17 protein-coding genes and 2 riboswitches are annotated in these 21,160 nt (G+C 38.2%); of the genes, 6 read left to right on the forward strand and 11 right to left on the reverse strand.

Annotated features, from left to right (window positions below; genetic code table 11):
* Positions 1-5: 5 nt before the first annotated feature.
* The 3 genes from AC2TFD_RS17730 to AC2TFD_RS17740 all read right to left on the reverse strand — a co-directional run bounded on the left by AC2TFD_RS17730 (position 6) and on the right by AC2TFD_RS17740 (position 3,593).
* Positions 6-1,076: an ABC transporter ATP-binding protein gene (locus AC2TFD_RS17730; RefSeq protein ID WP_484673655.1), complete on the reverse strand. Its 1,071-nt coding sequence runs from the start codon at positions 1,074-1,076 to the stop codon at positions 6-8.
* Positions 1,077-1,221: 145 nt separating this feature from the next.
* Positions 1,222-2,310, reverse strand: a complete 1,089-nt coding sequence (locus AC2TFD_RS17735; protein ID WP_484673656.1) for an extracellular solute-binding protein — start codon at positions 2,308-2,310, stop codon at positions 1,222-1,224.
* Positions 2,311-2,387: 77 nt separating this feature from the next.
* Positions 2,388-3,593: an ROK family transcriptional regulator gene (locus tag AC2TFD_RS17740; RefSeq protein WP_335510469.1), complete on the reverse strand. Its 1,206-nt coding sequence runs from the start codon at positions 3,591-3,593 to the stop codon at positions 2,388-2,390.
* Positions 3,594-3,982: 389 nt separating this feature from the next.
* Between AC2TFD_RS17740 and AC2TFD_RS17745 the strand changes: the two genes are divergently transcribed.
* Positions 3,983-6,484, forward strand: a complete 2,502-nt coding sequence (locus AC2TFD_RS17745; protein WP_335510467.1) for an NEW3 domain-containing protein — start codon at positions 3,983-3,985, stop codon at positions 6,482-6,484.
* Between the two features lie 258 nt (positions 6,485-6,742).
* On the opposite strand, the gene AC2TFD_RS17750 is transcribed toward AC2TFD_RS17745, so the two are convergent.
* From AC2TFD_RS17750 to AC2TFD_RS17770, 5 genes are all read right to left on the reverse strand, one after another.
* A complete protein-coding gene (locus AC2TFD_RS17750) occupies positions 6,743-7,618 on the reverse strand; it encodes a 5'-methylthioadenosine/S-adenosylhomocysteine nucleosidase (protein WP_484673657.1) in 876 nt (291 codons plus the stop codon).
* 171 nt (positions 7,619-7,789) lie between these two features.
* Positions 7,790-7,893, reverse strand: a riboswitch (purine riboswitch).
* 220 nt (positions 7,894-8,113) lie between these two features.
* Positions 8,114-10,705 carry an FtsX-like permease family protein gene (locus AC2TFD_RS17755; protein WP_484673658.1) on the reverse strand — a complete coding sequence of 864 codons (2,592 nt, stop codon included), beginning with the start codon at positions 10,703-10,705 and terminating at the stop codon, positions 8,114-8,116.
* Positions 10,702-11,385: an ABC transporter ATP-binding protein gene (locus AC2TFD_RS17760; protein ID WP_335568027.1), complete on the reverse strand. Its 684-nt coding sequence runs from the start codon at positions 11,383-11,385 to the stop codon at positions 10,702-10,704. Before AC2TFD_RS17760 ends, AC2TFD_RS17755 begins: the two co-directional genes overlap by 4 nt.
* A gap of 91 nt (positions 11,386-11,476) precedes the next feature.
* Positions 11,477-12,481: a sensor histidine kinase gene (locus tag AC2TFD_RS17765; protein WP_484673659.1), complete on the reverse strand. Its 1,005-nt coding sequence runs from the start codon at positions 12,479-12,481 to the stop codon at positions 11,477-11,479.
* A 1-nt stretch (position 12,482) separates the two neighbouring features.
* Positions 12,483-13,172 (reverse strand): response regulator transcription factor, encoded by a 690-nt coding sequence (locus tag AC2TFD_RS17770; protein WP_484673660.1) that lies wholly within the window; start codon positions 13,170-13,172, stop codon positions 12,483-12,485.
* A gap of 386 nt (positions 13,173-13,558) precedes the next feature.
* On the opposite strand from AC2TFD_RS17770, the gene AC2TFD_RS17775 reads away from it, so the two are divergent.
* The gene (locus AC2TFD_RS17775; protein ID WP_335568024.1) at positions 13,559-14,035 is read left to right on the forward strand and encodes a DUF2975 domain-containing protein; all 477 of its coding nucleotides are present in this window, start codon (positions 13,559-13,561) and stop codon (positions 14,033-14,035) included.
* Positions 14,036-14,045: 10 nt separating this feature from the next.
* The gene (locus AC2TFD_RS17780; RefSeq protein WP_335568023.1) at positions 14,046-14,270 is read left to right on the forward strand and encodes a helix-turn-helix domain-containing protein; all 225 of its coding nucleotides are present in this window, start codon (positions 14,046-14,048) and stop codon (positions 14,268-14,270) included.
* A 103-nt stretch (positions 14,271-14,373) separates the two neighbouring features.
* Here the strand turns inward: AC2TFD_RS17780 and AC2TFD_RS17785 are convergent, their stop codons facing one another.
* Positions 14,374-15,402, reverse strand: coding sequence for a DUF421 domain-containing protein (locus AC2TFD_RS17785; protein ID WP_484673661.1), 1,029 nt, complete (start codon positions 15,400-15,402; stop codon positions 14,374-14,376).
* A gap of 132 nt (positions 15,403-15,534) precedes the next feature.
* Positions 15,535-15,631, forward strand: a riboswitch (guanidine-I (ykkC/yxkD leader).
* 68 nt (positions 15,632-15,699) lie between these two features.
* Here AC2TFD_RS17785 and AC2TFD_RS17790 point away from each other — a divergent pair.
* The gene (locus AC2TFD_RS17790) at positions 15,700-16,041 is read left to right on the forward strand and encodes a DMT family transporter (protein WP_484673662.1); all 342 of its coding nucleotides are present in this window, start codon (positions 15,700-15,702) and stop codon (positions 16,039-16,041) included.
* Complete coding sequence (locus AC2TFD_RS17795; RefSeq protein WP_335568020.1) at positions 16,041-16,355, forward strand: DMT family transporter; 315 nt, start codon at positions 16,041-16,043, stop codon at positions 16,353-16,355. The genes AC2TFD_RS17790 and AC2TFD_RS17795 overlap by 1 nt, the downstream gene beginning before the upstream one ends.
* A 110-nt stretch (positions 16,356-16,465) precedes the next feature.
* On the opposite strand, the gene AC2TFD_RS17800 is transcribed toward AC2TFD_RS17795, so the two are convergent.
* On the reverse strand, positions 16,466-17,737 hold the full coding sequence (locus AC2TFD_RS17800) for a mechanosensitive ion channel family protein (RefSeq protein ID WP_484673663.1): 1,272 nt from the start codon (positions 17,735-17,737) through the stop codon (positions 16,466-16,468).
* 322 nt (positions 17,738-18,059) lie between these two features.
* On the opposite strand from AC2TFD_RS17800, the gene AC2TFD_RS17805 reads away from it, so the two are divergent.
* Positions 18,060-18,674 (forward strand): RraA family protein, encoded by a 615-nt coding sequence (locus tag AC2TFD_RS17805; protein WP_484673664.1) that lies wholly within the window; start codon positions 18,060-18,062, stop codon positions 18,672-18,674.
* A gap of 182 nt (positions 18,675-18,856) precedes the next feature.
* Here the strand turns inward: AC2TFD_RS17805 and AC2TFD_RS17810 are convergent, their stop codons facing one another.
* Complete coding sequence (locus tag AC2TFD_RS17810) at positions 18,857-20,926, reverse strand: glycoside hydrolase family 3 protein (protein ID WP_484673665.1); 2,070 nt, start codon at positions 20,924-20,926, stop codon at positions 18,857-18,859.
* Between the last annotated feature and the right edge of the window lie 234 nt (positions 20,927-21,160).

Here is a 21,160-nt window from a genome sequence, read left to right on the forward strand (position 1 = left end):
CACCTCTATTCTCCGATTAAGTAGATTCCTTTTTCAGGTATGTGAAGGGTAATCGAATCACCGCGCTTAAGGATTTCATTGCCTTTATTAATTATCATGACCTTCATAATATTAGGGCCTATTTTAACCACATAATTGATACTCACCCCAGTAAATTCAACGAGTTGAATAGTGCCTGTCACCTGATTCGGACCTGTACCTTCATATACAGCTTCAGGACGAATCGAAACTTTAATAGATTCTCCTGCGTCTAGTTTTTTCCCATTTGCAGATTGTGACATACTGCCTTGTAAGAAGATATTCTCATCCAACTTAATCTTGACTGCGTCAGCTTTTACTTCAACGACTTCCGCTTCAAGGATATTTGATTCTCCGATAAAGGAAGCAACAAAATGATTGACAGGCTGGTTATAAATTTCTTGTGGTGTTCCAATTTGTTGAACGACCCCTTCTTTCATGACCATGATTCGATCTGACATTGTCATCGCTTCTGTCTGATCATGGGTAACATAAATGGTTGTAACACCTAATTCAACTTGAAGTCTCTTAATCTCTAATCTCGTTTCCTCACGCAATTTTGCATCTAAATTGGACAGTGGTTCATCAAGCAGTAGAATATCCGGCTCAATCACGAGAGCGCGGGCTAAAGCTACACGCTGCTGTTGACCACCTGAAAGCTCGTTTATTTTACGGGATCCATATTTTTCGAGATGAACCAGCCTTTGGGCACGTTCGACTTTTTCTTTTATCACCGCTTTTGACATTTTACGAACTTCAAGACCAAATGCAATATTTTCAAAGACCGTCATATGAGGAAAAAGGGCATAGTTTTGAAAGACCATTCCAATATTCCTTTTGTTCGGCTGCAGGGTAGTGACGTCCTTGTTGTCAAAAAGGATCTTCCCTTTTGACGGATAATAGAATCCCGCAATCATCCGTAATGTCGTTGTTTTTCCACATCCTGATGGACCTAAAAAGGTAAAAAACTCTCCAGGTTTGACATCAATATCAACGTTTTCTACCCCAATGGAGGTTCCAAACATTTTACTAACATGATCAAGCCTTACACTTTTCAACACAAACACCTCGCTGTTCTTAAAACTTAGCTAAAAAGAAAAGCCTATAGTCGGGCTTACTCTTTTACAAGATAAGCAAGTGTTATTGCCTGCTTACCTTGTAAAAGAGGGTGAAAAACTCCTTCACCCCTTTTATACCAAACTATTAATTTTTACCTTTTATATTTTCATCCCAATGCTGCATCCACTCAGCTTCTTTTTCAGCCATTACTTCCCAATCAAGGTCTAGTGACTTCAGGTCAAGCTCTTTATACCAATCAGGCATAGTGTCCTTGTCGATATCTGTACGAGTTGGGATTTGGTATAAATCTTCAGCTAATGTAGTTCGAGTTGCTGGATCAAACAAGAACTCATAGAATAATTTTGCATTGTCTAGATTCTTCGCATCTTTTACAAGTCCGACCGCATCAACTAAAATTGGTGCTCCACTTTCTGGATACACATAATCAAATGGTTGGTTGTGCTGATTTTTTTGGATCAGAATATCTTGAAGATTCCAAAGTGAAATCGAACCTTCCTGACGAGCTAGCTTTAAGTATAGGTTTGTTGGATCTTGTGCATATTCTTTTGTATTGGCATCGAGCTTTTTAAGCCACTCATAACCTTTTTCAGGAGTATCTGCACCTTGTTCATGAATCATCGCAGAGTAAATCGTTCTCATTGTTCCCGATGCTAAAACACCACGAATAATGATTTGATCCTTCCACTTCGAATCTAGCAGGTCATCCCAGTCTTGTGGGGCTTCGTCTTTCTTAAGCATGTCAGAGTTGTACATAATTACTTCTGGCAGCAGCATTTCACCATACCACAGGCCTTGGGCATCCTTATGTTCAGGTAAAATACTTGCATCGAAGCTTGGTTTAAACGGCTCTAATAAATCTTCGTTCGCTGCAGTCATAAAAGCAGACTGTGTACCACCCCACCAAAAGTCAGCTTGAGGATTGGCCTTTTCCCCACGAACACGTTCAAGTACCTGCTGTGCTCCCATGGTTAGCACATCAACTTGAACATCAGGGTATTTTTCATTAAACATTTCAACCACTTTGTCGACAATTGTTTGGTCCCGGGCAGTATAAACAACTAAGTTGCCACTAGCTTCAGCTTTTTCTTCTGTTTTTCCTTCTTCATCATCTTTTGCTGGAGTATCCCCATTTGAGGAACTGCTCGAACAGGCTGCGACGAAAAGCATTAGAACAGCTATTAAGAGCGCCAATAAACTTTTTTTCTTAAACATCCTTCTCCCCCTATAATAATTTTATTTATTCTTAAAGCAGGCTAAAATACCTGCTAAGAACCAAAGTAGGAAACAATCTATTTTAAAATACTGTCGTATTCCCGAAGGAACAAAGAAACTGCTCCCAAAACTCCTGCATTTTCTCCTAGCTGGGATTGAGCTATTTCAACCGAGCTTGGCAGGTAGTGATGAACAATCCCTTTCAATTTTGGAAGAATGAAATCAGCGGATTGCATCACTCCACCATCTAGAATAACAACATCTGGATTTAGCAGAGTAGCCGAATTAATGATGCCATAAGCTAAATGCTCAATGGCTTCTTCTACAACCGAAAGTGCGATAGAATCTCCCGTTTTTGCGAGTGTGAACGCTTGCTCACCAGTCAGCTCCGTTTCAGCCGCTTCTATATATAAAGGATGATTCTTATTCTGCTGGACAAGCAAGGTAAATTTTCTCCCAATTGCTTTACCGCCTGCAACACTTTCAAGATAACCATAGCGATGGAAGATTGGTTTAAACTCATTTTTCATATCGTTTTTATCCGTAACCATATATCCTAATTCACCAGCTGCATGGGAGGAGCCGCGATAAAGTTGATCATGAATAATAATGCCACTGCCAATCCCTGTTCCTACGGCTATAAACAGGACATTTTCTTTGTTTTTAGCCCTGCCTAACCATTGTTCTCCAAGTACTGCTACATTGACATCGTTATCAACAAAAACAGGGAAGGGAAAAAATCGTTCAGCCTCCTTCAAAAATGGATAACGAACCCATTTTAAGCTTGGCGCTTCTACTACAACTCCTGTTTTGGTTTCTGTAATTCCTGGTACTCCTACTCCCATACCGAGAATCAATCCTTTATCAATTTGATTCCTTTGGATCATCTCATGAATTTCTTTGTGAATTTGCTTCAATAATTCATAATTTAAATGTTTTTTTGTAGCAAAACTGCTTGAACAAATAATTTTTCCACCTAGATCTGAAATAACGGTTTTTACTTTGGTGCCACCGATATCAACCCCTATGACATAAGCAGCCTTTTCGTTAAAATAAAGATGAATAGGTCGTCTCCCGCCTTGTGATGAGGATTCTCCAATTCCTTTTTCATGAACCCAGTTCTCTCTTACTAATTCATCGACAAGTAAGGAAACAGTAGGTTTACTAAAATGGACCTTTTCTGCTATTTCTGCTCTCGATATGGGTTGATGATTTTTAATACATTGTAAGACGATCTTTTTATTATTAGTCCGTATTTGTGCATTGGAGAGTTTCTTATTCATAAACATCACGGCCTTAATTCATATTGTTTGTTGTTAGTTAGTAAGTTTAACTAATTTAAATACACTATACCTTATAATGGAAGCGTTCTCAATATTAAATTTTAAAAATTTGGATAATTATGATTAATCAGTGAATAATAAATCTAGACTCAGTGCCCCTAGCCTGTATGAACGCTAATATCTAGTACTTATCACCTAATTTAAAAGAACTAATATTTGATTACCAGATAGTAAATTGGTAATATTTACAAAAACTCGAAAGATATTATAATCGGACTTGTAAGAATATTCTCCCAATTAGTTAGTTATCTTTACTAACTAAAATTACATATATAGAAAGGAGAATTGAATCGGTTTATTTCACTTACTAATGAAAGGGGTTTCAAAAATTGAAAAAGCTTTTTTGTCTATTGATGTCCATTCTTTTAATTGCTTCCTTCCTGCCTCCGATTAGTCTTGCACAAGAACAAAGTGAAAATGATGTTGAGCTTTGGAATGTTGTTAAACCTCTAGATACTACTGTTACTTTCTTGAACACAGGAGCACATCCAGACGATGAACGCAGTGATTTACTTGCCTATTTATCCCGTGGGTTAGGTGTGAAAACAGCTAGCTTAATCGCCAACCGTGGCGAAGGTGGACAAAATGCGATTGGAAATGAATTAGGTAATGCACTTGGAATAATCCGTTCCAACGAAATGATTGAAGCGGCCAAGGTAAATGGTGTAAAAGCCTACCATTTAAGTGAAACCACTTCTGATGCGATCTATGATTTTGGTTTTTCGAAGTCTCCAGATGAGACCCTTAAAAAATGGGGCGAAGATGTTACGTACGAACGTCTGATCAAATTTATTAGAACGTTTCAGCCGGATATTGTGATGCCTTCTTTCGAAAATGTTGACAGCCAGCATGGACACCATCGATTGATGGCGATTTTATCTGAGAAAGCATTTAAAGATGCTTCCGACCCAACTGTTTTCCCTGAACAATTGGAAAATGGCTTAGAGCCTTGGCAGATCAAAAAGTTTTATTTACCAGTTGATAAAGATACTGCTACCACCTCGATTGAAATAGGGGACTTTGACCCAATCTACGGTATGAGTTACCCGCAGCTTGGTGAAGCATCCCGATATCTTCACAAGAGCCAAGGAATGGGAAATGATATTCCTGTTGCACCTAGAAAATCACATCTAAAATTAATAGAATCTGCGGTGGAAACAGATTCAACTGACCTTTTTGCAGGGGTTCCATATGACTTCCATGCATGGGCGGATATCGTTCCTGCTGCGAATGTAAGCAAGCAGTTGGATACATTACAAAACCAATTAGAAGGCATTATTAAGCTGTATCCAGACCGTGCAGCGATTTTACCTCAATCACAAAAGGCTTTGGGAAATGTCCAAAAATTAATTTCAAGTACAAAAACTGCTAAGCTAGATGCCGCTGTTAAAAATGACTTGCTTCATAAGCTTGCCCTAAAAGAAGAACAGCTGCAACAGGTTAGTTTCGTTGCTTCCGATCTTGCTGTTGATGTTGAGATCGGTTCCTATGTATTAGCACAAGGTGAACAAACTCAAGTAAAGGTTAAGATTACAAATGAAGGAAAGCAAAAAGTCCAGCATATCGAAGCAGCGTTACTGACTCCGGAAAATTGGAAACACGAAGGGGTAAGTCAAGTAAAACATCTGAAGCCGGGTGAATCAAAGACTGTTACCTTCAATGTCACTGTCCCTTCTGAGGCAGAATATTACCAGCCATATGGCGACGCTGTGATCAAGGCACAACTAACATTTAAGGAAAACGGTGTGGAAACAACATCTGTCATTGACCTAGATAATACAGTGAGTGTGCTCCCTGAATTAAGTGTTACACCGGATCCAGTCAATATTACGGTTAACACAGCAAATGTACAAGAGGAAATACCGGTTACGGTGAAAGTGAAAAACTATTTCAATGGTGCTAAGAAAGGTACCGTTTTGTTGAATCTTCCTAAAGGCTGGGAAAGTCAACCTGCAGCAGCAGATGTCAGCTTTACTGAAAGAAATCAAGAAAAACAAGTATCATTCACATTAGTTCCTCCTACTTCGGTTGCTGAAGGTAATTTTACAATCGGAGCGATAGCTGAAGCAGACGGCAAAATATTTGATACGACCGTACAAGAAATTAAATATGACCATATTAATGACTCCTACTTCATGTACCCTTCCAACATAAATGGGGTTGCATTTGAGTTATTAAAGCCAGACAATTTGAAGGTTGGTTACATCGACAGCGGCTTTGACACGATTGCTGATTCCTTGCTGAATGCTGGATTTGATATTACGAAGCTTACTCCTGATGATCTAGCTGCTGGTGATCTATCACAATATGATACCATCGTCGCTGGAATCAGATCGACACTTGGTAGACCAGATGTATTGCAGAATAACGCAAGATTACTTGATTATGTAAAAAATGGCGGACATTTAGTGATGCAGTATGTTACTTCTGGGGATCCATGGAATAATAATAAATTCACACCACCATATCCGTTAACCATCGGATCACCTTCAATACGTGTGCGTGTGACGGATGAAAATGCAAAGGTAACAGTCACTCAACCAGAACATGCCTTGTTTAACTATCCAAATAAAATTAATGATAGTGACTGGGATAACTGGGTACAAGAAAGAGCTCTTTACTTCCCAACTGCATGGGATGCAAAATATGAAACATTTGTATCCATGGCAGACCCTGGCGAAGACCCATTCAATAGCGGAATCCTAATGGCTGAATACGGTGAAGGAACATTCCTCTACACCAACCTAGTATTCTACCGCCAAATCAACGCACAAGTTCCGGGCGGATATCGAATCTTTACAAACTTAATTAGCTATGGTGCAAATAACTAACTAGGAACGCTCATTAAATAGGTTTAAAAAAATAAAGTCCTCTTTCACTTACGAAAGAGGGCTTTATTTGCTATTAGGAAAGTATTGGGTGTGCTATTCGTGCCCGTTTTGACTTGGAAAAAGAAATTTGGTAATGAATAGAAAGTATTCGTGCCTGTTTTGGTTGGAAAGTGAAAAAAGGGTAACGAATAGCTGCTATTCGTTACCCTAGAAGCAATAAACAAAGGAAGCAGGTCATGAATAAAATTGTATAATATTTTATTTGTTTTTAATCATAGAAATATACTCTTTTACTACTTCATAAACATAGGCTTGATTCGCTGGTGCAGTTCCGGGATCGTAAGTACCGCCATTTGTTTTATTATTCGATAAGATTCGAATACCCAAGAAGGCTACGTCATAAGCATCAGCAATTTGAGCTACTGAGGCACCTTCCATTTCCTCTACATCAGTATCGTAAATCTCATGAATCCATTTAATTCTATCCACTTCACTATTCCAAAAGTCTGCAGAACCAATGGTACCTTCGACAACCTTACCCTTCGTGTATGTGTCTTTTGCTGCATTTGCAGCTGTAAGTAAATCCTTATCGCCGTAGTAGTATCGGACTTGACTCGCACTATCGTCTGATCCGCTTCCTTCCGAAGCCATTAAGTCCATCGGAATCCATGAAGCAGGATCCATTCCTTGGCCTTCATCCATATGTGTTGTTTTTAATGAACCAATGTTTGTCGTTCTTTCTCCTAACACAATGTCAAATACATTTAGCTCTGGATTATGCCCGCCAGATGTACCTTGGTTGATGATGGCGATAGGATCATATTTTTCAATCGCCAATGCTGTTGCAGCAGCTGCATTTTCCATTCCCTTGCCTGTTTTAGTCACAATAACAGGGTAATTGTTAAGCTTACCTTTATAGAAAACAAATTTCCCGGATTTTTCCACTTTTACTTTTTCTAATTTTCCGGCAAAATATTCAGCTTCGATAGGCATTGGACCTTGAATGATGATCGGTCTCTGAGCACCTTCTACTTCTGTTTCTTTAAGTAAAGATGAGTTACATCCTGCAAGCATCACGAACATGCCGGAAATAGCAGCGACTGAAGCGATCTTTTTAAACATTTTGTTTTTCATAAATAATCTATCCCCTTTTTCTTGTTGTTTGTTTACTCGCAAGTGGTTCCAAAAGAAAAAAGTCTAGAAATTCAGGATCATTCCTGTCTTCTAGACCTACGAAAGTCAAAGTATAAATAATTGAGCAAAAATTTATTGCTTAATCATAAGCGGCTGCAGCTTGAAATCATACGACCGAATACTTTAACTCGTAGTCTAGTTCTTATATTGGGAACCATGTAGAAACACTCAGACCGTATTACTGAGTATATACGAGTAATGATATTTAAGATTAATACTTTGCTAATATAACAAATTCATAATAGATTTACAACTAAAAGGTGAACATTAATTTAAATTAACTATATAACGTTCGTGTTTTGTGAGTAAAGTACCGGTAAAACGGATAATTTTTACAATAATTTCTTAAAACCGGCACAAAATGTGTTCAACCCGTAAAATAGAAATGACATGTGACATTCACACGTCATTTCTAATGTTTTTGGCTTAGTAAAATCAAATACTTTCTTGCTTCAATTCATCAATAATATTTTCCTTTTTAATTTTCTGAATGGAGTAAAGCATAGCTAAACCAACAATAATGAAAATCATGATAATCACAATGCCAGCACTTACCCATGGAAAGGCGAATCCATATTCAAAGGTATGGCGCATAGACCAGAAAATCAAACCTATAACAACAAAGCTTATAGGCAGTCCGTACAGTAATGCCTTTACCCCGTAAAAAATGCTCTCATAGTTGATCATTTTATTAAAACCATTGGGTGTCATCCCGATGGAGCGGAGCATCGCAAATTCACGTTTCCTTAGGGAGATACTGGTTGAAATCGTATTAAAGATATTGGCTATTGAAACTAGTGAAATTAATACAATGAACCCATACGTAAACACGGACATGAACATGACTTGTTGTTTTTGTTCTTGACGAGATTGATAGACATTGTATACATACAAGTTCGATGGTTTCACCTGATCGAGCTCCGCCTGAGTGGCCATAGGGTCGGAGCTGTTCAAGTACAAATAAGTTCCGACTTCGCCTATTTTCGGGTCCATACCAGCCAAGAGCGCATTCCAACCTTCCTCGGAAACAATGATATCGATTGCACCAGGACCAGATGTGTGAACCCCAATTGGAACTTCGGCAGTTAATGCACCCACTTCTACCTGACTAATAATCTCTTGCTTGCCATTCTCATCTACAATCCTATATAGATCTATAACAGCACCTATCTTTGTATCGATAGATTTCGTTTCAATAAATTTTCCAGACTCATAATCCTGGTAAGTAATCCGATCAACAAGAATGGCTGCAGGCAAATCTCTATTTTCTAACTTCTTGTGATCTACTCCCAACTTGACAGCAAAATTCTCGAAACTTTTCTTATCTAAACCATATAAACTAACGGAATAAGGATATTTCCCATCCTCTAGGATAGAAGGTTCCTGTTCTACTTGTTTTTGTAATTCATTAGGAAGTTGTTTCTCCTCTACCCATGTATTTAAAAAATGGAGCTCTTGTACCATACTCGAAGCTGTCACATAGTCAAGCTTGGTAAACGGCTGCAAATCCTCTTTCTCCATTTGTCCTCCATCCACGTGAATATCATAGGCAATGTCCTCCTGAGAAAGCTCTATTGACTTTTTAAGGCTTTCGGTAAAAAAAAACACGGATAAAAAGAGGACAATACTGATCACAAGGGAGAAAACGGTAGCAAGATATCTTCTTTTATTCCGTTTAAGGTTCTTTAAGCCAATTTCTGCTTCAATTCCAAAAAGCTTGCGAACCAATTTGGAGGTTTTAACCGCTTTACCCGATAATTTAATATCATCACTTTGTCGAATGGCATCAATCGCAGTTACCTTCGAAGCTTTTCGTGCAGGTAAATACGTTGAAATGAAAATAGTAGCAATTGAGATCACACACGCCACAAGTAGAGAAGCGGGAGTAATGATCAGCTTTAATTTTTCCGTCCCTCCAAGTGCACCTTCAATAAATGAGTTAATAAAGCTAAAGGTAACACCAATTCCAACCAATCCCGAGATCATCCCGAATGGTATGCTGATGGCTCCAATTACAGCACCTTCAAAAAAGACAGAGTTACGCTTTTGCTTTTTAGTCGCTCCTACACTTGATAACATCCCTAAATGCCTTGCCCTTTCCGATACACTGATGGCGAAGGCATTATAAATTAACGCAACGGATCCAACAATAATAACTCCCATAATGATTGCTGCTAAAGAAAACAAAGTCATTCGCAGGTTATCATTATTCGTGACTCCGTAATAGCGCAGTATTTCATTATTGTATTGAATGGTTTTGATTCCACTCTGGCTGGCAAGTGCTTTTGAATCTTGATATAAAGATCCCCTTACCTTTTTTACCACCACGACTGCATCAAAAGTATCACTTGCGCTCAGGGAGTTCTCGTCAATAAACTCAATAACCGTATATCCGGGTGACCACGTCGGTTCCCATTTTGGCCGCTTAATGACACCTACGATTTTAAAACTTTCTGTACTTTGAATTGTAAGTTTTTCTATGAGTCCATTTTCATCTTTTTGCAAGGGATCGGTTTGACTCAGCGGCTTATCGCCTCCAGGTAACCATCGTTCTCCAATATTAAGTGTGAATGAATCCCCAATGGAATACTTCACATGAGCAGTTTCCTCGATTTCCTCTGATATAACTACTTCATTATCAGCAGCAGGAAGTCTTCCCTCTTTCAACTCTATTGGAAATTGTTTAAGTCCAGCTGCACTATATTCTTTTAAAAACAAAAATGGTTTACTATCATTTTCAGAGCCTTCAAGTGCTGCATATCCCAAGTCATTTGTGAGGATCAATTTTTCTGTATCACGATCTTTTTTAATCGATTCCAGTTGCTGACGATTGATGTCTTTATATTTGACATGCCATTCTCCATTATTGGCGATTTCCTGCCGAATCATTAAGTTCAAAAATGATACGCCAAGCGTCGCCACTGCGGTGATCATCGCAACCGAAATGATGACACCAATGATGGTAACCAGTGTTCTTCGTTTGTTTTCCTTCAGATGACGGATCGTTAATTTGTTGATGATGTTCACGGCCGAATCACCTCATCCTTGGCAATCCTTCCATCTTCAATGGAAATCACACGGTCGGCTTGAAGGGCAATCCGCTCATCGTGTGTAATCACAAGCAAGGTTTGTTGATAGGTTTTATTAAACATTTTTAGTAATTCAATGATTTCGCTGCTGTTCTTGCTATCCAAGTTACCGGTCGGCTCATCAGCGAGCATGATTGCTGGATGACTAATAAGCGCTCGTCCAATCGATACCCTCTGCTGCTGACCGCCTGAAAGTTGGTTTGGCAAATGATTCAATCGGTTTTCGAGGCCAAGAATCTTCACCACATCTGCGAGCTGCTTCGGGTCCACCTTGTGTTCATCTAACAGCATTGGCAAGGTTATATTTTCTTCTACCGTTAAAATCGGAATTAGGTTATAGAATTGATAGATCAATCCGATCTGCCGCCTTCTAAAAATCGCCAATTGTGTTTCATTCAGGTCATAAATGTCGGTGTTATCGATTCGTACCTTCCCGCTAGACGGGCGGTCTACGCCGCCTAGCAGGTGCAACAAAGTTGACTTCCCTGAGCCTGATGGACCGATAATCGCGACGAATTCTCCTTTTTTCACTGAAAACGAGACATTATCAAGGGCCTTAACCGCCGTTTCACCTTTGCCATATACCTTAGACAGATTTTCAATTTGTAATATATCCATGGGTAACCTCCAATTGTTCGTTGTTGCGTTCAGTATATCTGCCTAGTATGACTATTCAGTGACTCTAAAGTGACAATTTATTCACTTTGGGTTATATCACCCTTTTATAAAATTTAATAAAAAACTGTGTTCCTTTGCTAATCTCGCTTCTTACTTCAAAGTCTCCTTGTTGACTTTTGATGATGCTATAGGCCATGGCAAGGCCAATTCCAATACTTTCTTCCCCTGCATTTTTCCCTTTGTAAAAGCGCTTAAAAATATAGGGTAAATCTTCTTTCGGTATCCCCTTTCCATTATCAGAAATGATGATTTGTGTAAACAAGGTGTTTTCTGAAAAGGAAATCGAAATCTCGCCACTGTCCTCGGTATGCTCTACACAGTTTTTAAAAATATTGATAAGAGCTTCTGTACTCCAGTTAAAATCGCCAATAAAGGAAACTTCTTTATCACCTGTAATATGAAGAGTTAGCTGCTTAACATCCATCGGCACGAGAACAGGCTGAATCGCCCGCTCCACCAATTCAGCAACATAAACGGTATCCTTTTTAAATGGAACTGTACCCGCATCCATTTTCGAAAGCTTCAATAGTGACGACACTAGCCACTCAATTCGCTCTAATTGAACACGGATGTTTTCAGTAAATTCAACCCGCTTTGAATCTTCTAACTTGGTATCTCCTAATAAATCTGCCATAACCATCATCGACGTGAGAGGTGTCTTTAGTTGATGGGAGATATCCGAGATAGCATTTGTCAGTTTTACTTTATCCTGCTGTAATAGAGAGCTATGCTCTGACAGCTTTAATGTAACTTTATAGATATCACTTTTTAAAATGCTTAGTTCACCTTCATGGTTATCGCGCAAATCCAGGCTATAATCCCCGCTCGTGATTCTCCGTAAATAGCCTGAAAGCTTAGCGATTTCGTTGTATCTCCATTTGGTAAAAAGCAAGCTGCATAGAATGAGTAAGGCAGCTGTTACAAAAACAAATAGAGCAACGTGAGCAGAAAATAGGACAATCGCAGCAACTATTGCAGTGAGTGTTATGGCGATGAACACAAGCATGTAAAGCTGAATTTCTCGGTTTCGCATCATATTAGTAACCAACCTTATAGCCCATACCGCGAATGGTCTTAATGATTTTTGGATTTTGCGGCTCGTCTTCAAGCTTTTCTCGTAATCTTTTAATGTAAACTGTTAATGTGTTGTCATTCACAAAGTCTCCCGCAACATCCCATATACGATCCAGTAACTGGGTGCGCGTAAGGACTTGCCCAATATGATTAGCAAAAATTAAGAATAGCCGATATTCTAATGAGGTAAGCAACACTTCCTCCCCATTTTTGTAAACCTTTCCTTCTAGCACGTTAATCCGGATATTTTCGATATCAATCACGTTCTTAGGCTGGGTTGTTTGTTGCTTGTGATAACGACGCAGTACGGATTTAATGCGAGAGAGAAGCTCACGTAAACGAAACGGCTTGGTAATATAATCATCCGCCCCCATATCCAGCCCCATTACCACATTCACTTCATCATCAAGTGCCGTTAGAAAAATAACGGGTTTATCACTTTGCTTCTTGACCAATTCGCATAATTCATAACCACTGCCGTCCGGTAAAGATAAATCAAATAAACACAATTTCACAGATTCCAAATTATCAACGATTACCCGTTTGGCATCCTCTGCATTATGACAAACAATCGTCTCATACCCATCTTGTTTCAGCGAATAATCCAGGCCAGAAGCGATCGTCTTATTATCTTCTACTAATAAAATTTTCATGGTAACACCTTATTCTTTCTTTATTTACATGGTAATGTACTAGATTAGTTTAACAAACTATTCCTGACAAAATATAGGTTGAACGAAGAATTAGGCTCATTTTCTAAGTTCCTTCTATTTTTCATGAAAAAACCATCCCTAGTAGTGACTAAATAAGAGATCTTGATAGAAAGTTTTTCCAATTAATAGACATCATATTAGAAAAAAAACAAAATGGATTCGCTTCATTTAGCCAAATTATGGTTTAAACATGATTGGGGTAAAATAGAAAAGGAAATTAATCTTTTATAACAACAAAAACATCATTAAATTCAATAAAAATTTATTGATAAACAATAAATATTGTGGTAAATTCAAATAGACAATAAATAGGTGAGGTGCTTTTTATGAAACGAGGGTCAACATTATTTTTAAGGATGGCAGTTTTTCTTATTGGAACTCCAGTTCTTGCATTAGGAATATTTGGATTGACTTGGTTAGCTAAGAATCCAGCAAATCCAGATTATTCTCATATATTATATCCAATTGTAATCGGGATGTATCTATCCGTGATACCGTTTTTTGCTGCATTGTATCAGGCTTTTAAACTTTTGGGCTATATTGACAAGAGCCAAGCTTTCTCTGAATTGTCTGTTAAGGCTCTAAAGAATATCAAGATTGCAGCAATCACAATTAGTGGTCTGTATGTGGTTATTCTGCCATTTGTTTATCTTGTAGCAGAGCTAGACGATGCACCAGGTCTCATCATCATTGGAATGGTCCCTATCTTTGCTTCCATGGTCATCGCAGTCTTTGCTGCTGTTCTTCAAAGGCTATTAAAAGAGGCAATTGATATTAAATCAGAAAATGACTTGACGGTCTGAGGTGAATAAAATGGCAATTATAATTAATATTGACGTGATGATGGCTAAAAGGAAAATGAGCGTAACAGAACTTTCTGAGCGAGTTGGAATAACGATGGCGAATCTTTCGATCTTGAAAAATGGAAAGGCAAAGGCGATTCGATTATCAACATTAGAGGCAATTTGTAAAGCATTAGATTGTCAGCCAGGAGATATTTTAGAGTATAGAAGCGATGATGACACTCAAAAATTATAGTCAAAAGACAAATAAGGAATTGTAACTTAAAAATAGGTTCGTCTTGATAACCAAGACGAACCTTTTTCACAAATTTATTTATTCCTTTTTTTGTACTCCGTACTTAGCTTTCTTTAAGATATGGATTGATTTTTTTCATCATATCTTCTAATTCTTTGGATTGCTTAAAATACATCTTCTTAGCATTCTTATCTTTCGTTTGATAAGCAATCCGTTCAATTTCACCTTGCATGGTTCTCAGCTTTGCCGCAATGTTTGGCTTACGCTTTTCCTGTTGCGATCTTTCATCATCTTTATATAAATCAACGTATACACTTTCATCAGAATTAATCTGTGCCAAAAAGACATCTTCAAATTTAGTGGCACCCTGCTGCTTAATCTCACTGAGAAGCCATTCCTCGGTATAGCCTAAATAATGCAGCCGTTTTGGTAACAGGACTCCATCTATAATAATTAAGGAAGGGGCATGATCCTCTTCTACCGTCAGGTCGATATCATTTGCTGTTAGTGACTGAAACTCAGGTTTCTTCATGACACTGATTTGTCCGTTTGTCTCCAAAATAGCCATTTCAACCTCATCAAGATTAAATGCACCTTTTCCCCTTAAGCCAGTCAATAAATCATCATAGGTCATCTTATGTATTAAAAGGTTTTTCTCCATAATCTTGCCATTCTTAACAAGGATGGAGGGGCTGCTCTCGACCAAATCTCTAAACTTAAAGGATTTAATCGCACCATATGCAAGAATCACTGAAAAAAGTGTGTAAACAACTAAACCTGTTAAACCGCTTGTAATCTTTAATTTCGTATCGATTGCCAACGTAGAAGCCATGTCCCCAATGACAATTCCAACCACGTAATCAAAGAAGGTCAGCTGTGATATCTGCTTTTTACCTAGTATTCTTGCGAGAGTAAATAATACGATAAAGGATAAGGTAGCCCGAAGTGCTACTTCAACATATTCCGGCATTACAACCTCCGAAGTTTCATAATCCATCCTATTTTCCCCGATTTCACAGGAAATATCATTATTAGCAATAAACGGGCAAATGGTCCTAAAGGCAATAAGGGACACTTCCGATGGCAGAATTGCCCCTTTTTCGTGAAGGACTAAATGTAAATTAAAGTTCATTCCTTCCATGGCAGAAGAATAAGCTTGCCATCACACCACTTTTAAACCTTAAGAACTTACTCTTCAAAATATCCATAACTTTCATCTTGATTAAATTTTAAATGTATGTAAACTAAAAGTTAATTGCATAACGAAAATGTTTTCTAGGGTTCCGCAACGAACGGTTGGGCTGGTCCGAGAGAAAACTCACAGCTTTGCTGTGTCACGGAAGGATAAAAGCCTGGGAGATAACTGTTAAACAGTTTCTCCCAGGCTTTTTTTAATGTTAGGTAAGAATAAAATTGGAGGTGTCATTATATGAACACAGATTGGATTAAAGTATTTGTTGCTGCTCTATTTGAAGTATTTTGGGTTATTGGATTGAAACACGCAGATGACTTTTGGTCGTGGGCTGGGACAGTTATAGCCATCATTATCAGCTTCTATGGAATGATTATGGCAGGCAGAAAACTTCCCGTGGGAACGGTATATGCAGTTTTTGTGGGGTTAGGCACAGCAGGCACTGTTATTTCTGAAATACTATTCTTTGGTGAACCATTTAAAATAAGTAAAATACTTTTAATTTTATTGTTACTAGCAGGTGTAATTGGCTTGAAATTAGTCACAAATGATAACGTTCAGGAAGGAGCTGATTCCTAATGGCGTGGATTTCTTTAGTATTAGCAGGGTTATTTGAAATGTTCGGAGTTGTTATGATAAATAAACTTCATAAAGATCGTAATTGGAAATCCCTCGTTCTATTGTTTCTTGGATTTGGAGCAAGCTTCCTATTTCTATCTTATGCAATGGAAACACTCCCTATGGGTACAGCTTATGCAATTTGGACGGGAATTGGTGCATCTGGTGGGGCGATATTGGGAATGCTTTTATATGGAGAATCAAAGGACTGGAAAAGGCTGGTTTTCATCGCAATGGTTTTAGGTGCAGCTATTGGATTAAAACTTGTTGCATGATGAAGGCAAATAAATAATCTATATTTATCCATCAGAAAGGCCAAATTTTACTTGAGCTACAGTAAAATTTGGCTTTTCCTTATTTCTTTTCAATTCTCCTGGTAATTGATTCATGATTGGTCCCTTTCTCTTACGAATCCACCCTTATGTAAATCAGCCGCCATGGCTTTCAAATCATTCCCCGATGGGTTTTGGAATATACAAAGTCCAAATTGCTTTGCAACGGCAAAAAGATGGTCAAAAATATCCGCCTGTACAGTTTCGTACACTGCCCACTTTGTATCATTTGAAAATGCATAGATTTCTAATGGCAGCCCGTGTTCGGTGGGTGCTAACTGTCTGACCATTAGCGTCATTTCTAGATTAATACCAGGATGATGTTGAAGATAATTGCTAATATAAGCTCTAAACACTCCGATATTCGTAAGTGCCCTTCCATTCACCGGATTGCTCCGGTTAATTTCATGCCTAGCATTGAACTCTGCAATTTCACGTTCCCGATTGATAATATGTTCAGTGAGGTAGTGAATATTTTTAAATTTTTCAATCATCTCTTCGGTACAAAAGGAAATACTTGATGTATCAATGAATAATGACCGCTTAATCCGGCGTCCTCCAGAGTTCTGCATCCCTCTCCAATTGATAAAAGAATCGGATATCAAGGCATAGCTTGGAATCATCGAAACCGTTTTATCCCAATTTTGCACCTTCACCGTATTTAACGAGATATCAATAATGTCCCCGTCCGCACCATATTTAGACATTTCAATCCAATCACCTACCCGGACCATATCATTGGCTGCCAACTGAATCCCGGCAACCAGCCCCAATAATGAATCTCTAAAAACCAACAAAAGGACAGCAGAAAGAGCACCAATTCCACTTAGAAAAATTAAAGGACTCTTGCCAATAAGATGTGCAATAAGCAAAATGATTCCAATGGTTATGACAATAATATTGATGACCTGGATATACCCTTTAATTGGCCGGATCTTAGAAATTTCAAAGGTTTTATAAATATCATTAATGGCATTTAATATCGTTGTTATAACAATTAATCCCATAATGATTAAATAGGCAACAGCACCCTTTTCGATTAAATGCCGTTTTCCCGGAAAGGTAGCTGCAAAATAATAAATAATAAGTGCCGGAACAATATGAGACAGCTTTTGAAAAACCCTTCTTTCCAACAGCATATCATCCCAGGTATTTTTGGTAGTGGCCACAATACGAGTGACCACTCTGTATACGACCTTTCTCGTGATAAAATTCGCAACAATACAGAGAGTCGCGATAAAAAATATCATAATGACGATTGAAAGATATCTCGCTATCGAAGGAGTCATTTCTAAATCTAATAGCATGTTATTAATGTAATTCATTTGTTCTCCTCCCATGGTGTTTTGAGATAGTGATCATTATAATAAGAACCTAAATGGAAGGTTCTGTTTGCCCTCTAATGCCAGAGACGATCCCAATTGAGCGGATATATCGATTGTAAAAGCAGGGATTTTTTGTATCAAATTAATTTACTTTCCTATTAGGTTTTCCAATTAAATAAGTAATAATTATCTATTCTTTTTAACTATTATATAAAGTTGAATATTTTTTGTAGCATGGAAGTACATTTTATAATTGCCTTGGCTGTGTTTCTGTTTACTCAACAATCCTTTAACACAGCCATAATCTTAAAGGAGGATAAAAATGAGCAAGACTGTTTCGGCGTTTCAAGAGATTCCAACTACGTGTATTTCAGATATTATGCAAGGTCTAAATAATATGGATCCACTCATTAAACCGTTAAAAGAGGAATACAGAATGGCAGGGCGGGCCTATACCGTAAAAATGCCGGTTGGGGATAATCAATGCGTTTTACGTGGTATTCGTGAAGCCAAGCCGGGCGATATTCTTGTAGTGGATGCCAAAGGAGATACCTATCGAACCATCGCAGGAGATTTTATCCTTGGACTTGCGCAAACATTAGGCATTAAAGGGGTCGTAACCGATGGGGTGATCCGGGACATCATAGGAGTGAAAAAACTTAACTTTCCTGTTTTTTGTAAAGGAACAACGGTAGCCTCAAGCGCTAAAGGTGGTTGGGGTGAAGTAAACGTGCCGATTTCTTGCGGTGGAACCTCTATATGTCCTGGGGATATCATCGTAGGAGATGCGGACGGAGTTGTAGTAATTCCGAAAGCAATGGAGGAAGATGTATTAAGGAAAGCAAAAGAAAAACTTGTGAAGGACCAAGAACGGGATCAAAAAGTATCCGGTAAACCCGATGAAATTATCCGGTATTTAGATAATATGTTGAAATAAATAGGACAAAAAAGGAAAACGACTGACGTTTTCCTTTCTTTTATGTTAAGCGTTGTTAAATTTCATTGTTATTATTAGGAAATTCGAACAAAAGATCGATGAAGGATAAATTAGGAAAGTCCCTAGTGAGATTTGTCCTTCATATGGATTTTCAAAAAAACCAACATTTGTCTTTAACTAGCCTAATCTTTAAAGATATTCCTCAAGAAATCACCGAAACCACCGGATTCTGTTTTCATGTCCTCCTCATTATAGGTTAGTCCAAAATCGTAACCATACTTGTCTCCAGTTTTTGCTTGGTATACATAGGAAGGGTCTTCATCAAAGCCTGGTACGTCCATCCTGTCGATGGCTAAAGCTTCCGGACCTGCTGGAATGGTTAGAGGAAGTTTTCCTGTCGGATTAAATTTCCCGCGAATCACATCCATTAATGCTTCGGCTTTCACTCCGAACGTCCCAATGACAGCCGCCGCATTCGGTTCAATTTCTTGAATCAGCCAAGGGTTACTAAAGTTGATGACGGTAATCGTCGGTACCGTTTTCTCAATTTCGATAATCCGGCTTTTGTTATGAATATTTGTATCAGGTCCAATGGAAATGGTTGGCTGCTTCGAAAGAAGATCTTGTTTGGGTTTTATCCATACTAGTGCATGTGTTGCTTCTTCCAACTGGTCTGTTAAAGTGATGCCCCGATCATAGTTCTGAATAGTTTCTTTAAATGCAATCGTATTTGCATTCTGTTCTCCAGCTGGGAACGATTCGACATAAAGTTTCATATCTTTTATTTTTTTATCATTTAGTGGCAAAAGTTTCTGATCATTGCGTAATAGAACGATCGACTTGCGATGGGCTAAATCTGCCTTTTCTTTTGAGGCGGGATTGTTAACCACGTCAAGTGCCCTTTTCGAATCCACATACGGGTTTTCAAACAAACCTAATTCCATCATTTCTGTGAGCAAATAGGATACAGATTGATTGATTTGTCCTTCACTAACCAAACCTTGCTTTACTGCATTTATAATGGGCTGCGGATCTTTCTGTCCGGAAAAAACATTTGCACCCGCTTCCAATGCTTTAGCAACTCTTTCTTCCCTCGACAAATGTTTAGCTCCCCAAGCCATATCAATAATTGCTCCCGTATCTGAATTGACATATCCTTTAAAACCAAGTTTCTCACGCAATAAGTCGGTGAGGAATGCTTTATTAAAAATAAAACCAACTTCTTCAAATTGCTGATTTTCATCATAAGGAGGAAGCCCTTGCTCTGCACTTTTATTACTTGGATAAGCATAATAAGGCAGCATGGAAGTTGTTCCAGCTTCAATGGCTGCGATAAACGGCGGCAAATGATACTTTTGCAAGCTCCCTTTTGTTGGATAAATATTAAAATTCCCTTCCTCGAAATGCGGGTCTTTACCCAAATATCTCGATCCCCCGCCAGGAAAATGCTTTGTTGTCAAAGAAACACTTGTATCGTCAAGTTCTTCACCTTGAAAACCTTTGATTAACGTATAATTGATATCTGAAACAAGTTTAGGACTTTCTCCAAATGTTTCTAAAATCCTTGACCATAAAGGTTGTGTTGCAAGATCAGCATTGTAGCCATACATTTTACGAAGACCGGAAGACGTCCATTCTTTACGTGCAATTTGAGCAAAATCTTTAACCAAATCAAGGTCCCGGCTAGCAGCAAGACCTAATGAATCAGGAAAGATGGTAAATTGGCCAGGCTCATCTTTTGCGGTAACATAATAATCTTCTGTTTCTCCTAAATTTGTAATATCAGCAATCGTTGTGTAATGATTCCGGGGATTTGAAATCAGAACGGCTGGAATCCCTAATCTTGTTCCCTCCGTCCTTTCTTGCAATTGATTATTAGTATTGGCAATTTCGTCAACACCAGGTGTCTTCCGATATACATAATATCGAGCATGTTGATTGATCAGATTATTGTGCTGTTCCATTTTAGATCCTTCGATGTCTTGAAATTCAGGTATAGCCATAAGTCCCGCTTTTTCTTCTAGGGCCATTTTAGATAGTAGATCTGCGACTCTCTTTTCAACCGATAACTCCCAATTTTCATAATCATCGAGTGTTCCATTTGAATTTAAATCTTTATATACTTTTCCGTCGATCGTAAGCGTTGCTTTTACCCGTGCCACGACTTGAGGATTAGCACGTTGGGCATTTACAGCAGGGTTAACGATGACAAAAGATAAAACGAGGATTATCAAACTGCACTTCAACTTCAACAAGTTCCCTCTTTTCAATCATTCATGGTGGTTGATGTTTAGTCTCCAATTTTCACATATATTTTCCTTTTCAGGAAAAATTATTCACTCAAAACGAGGCAATACAAAGACCTGCTCTAACCTGTTGACAAACTTGAATTCGTTTTAATTGTGTATTACCAAATTAAACAATATTTATTAAATGAAAGAAACAAGATGAACCAAGTTATTTTATCAAGAATATATTATTTTAAA

This window comes from Neobacillus sp. plas4, from assembly GCF_057221695.1.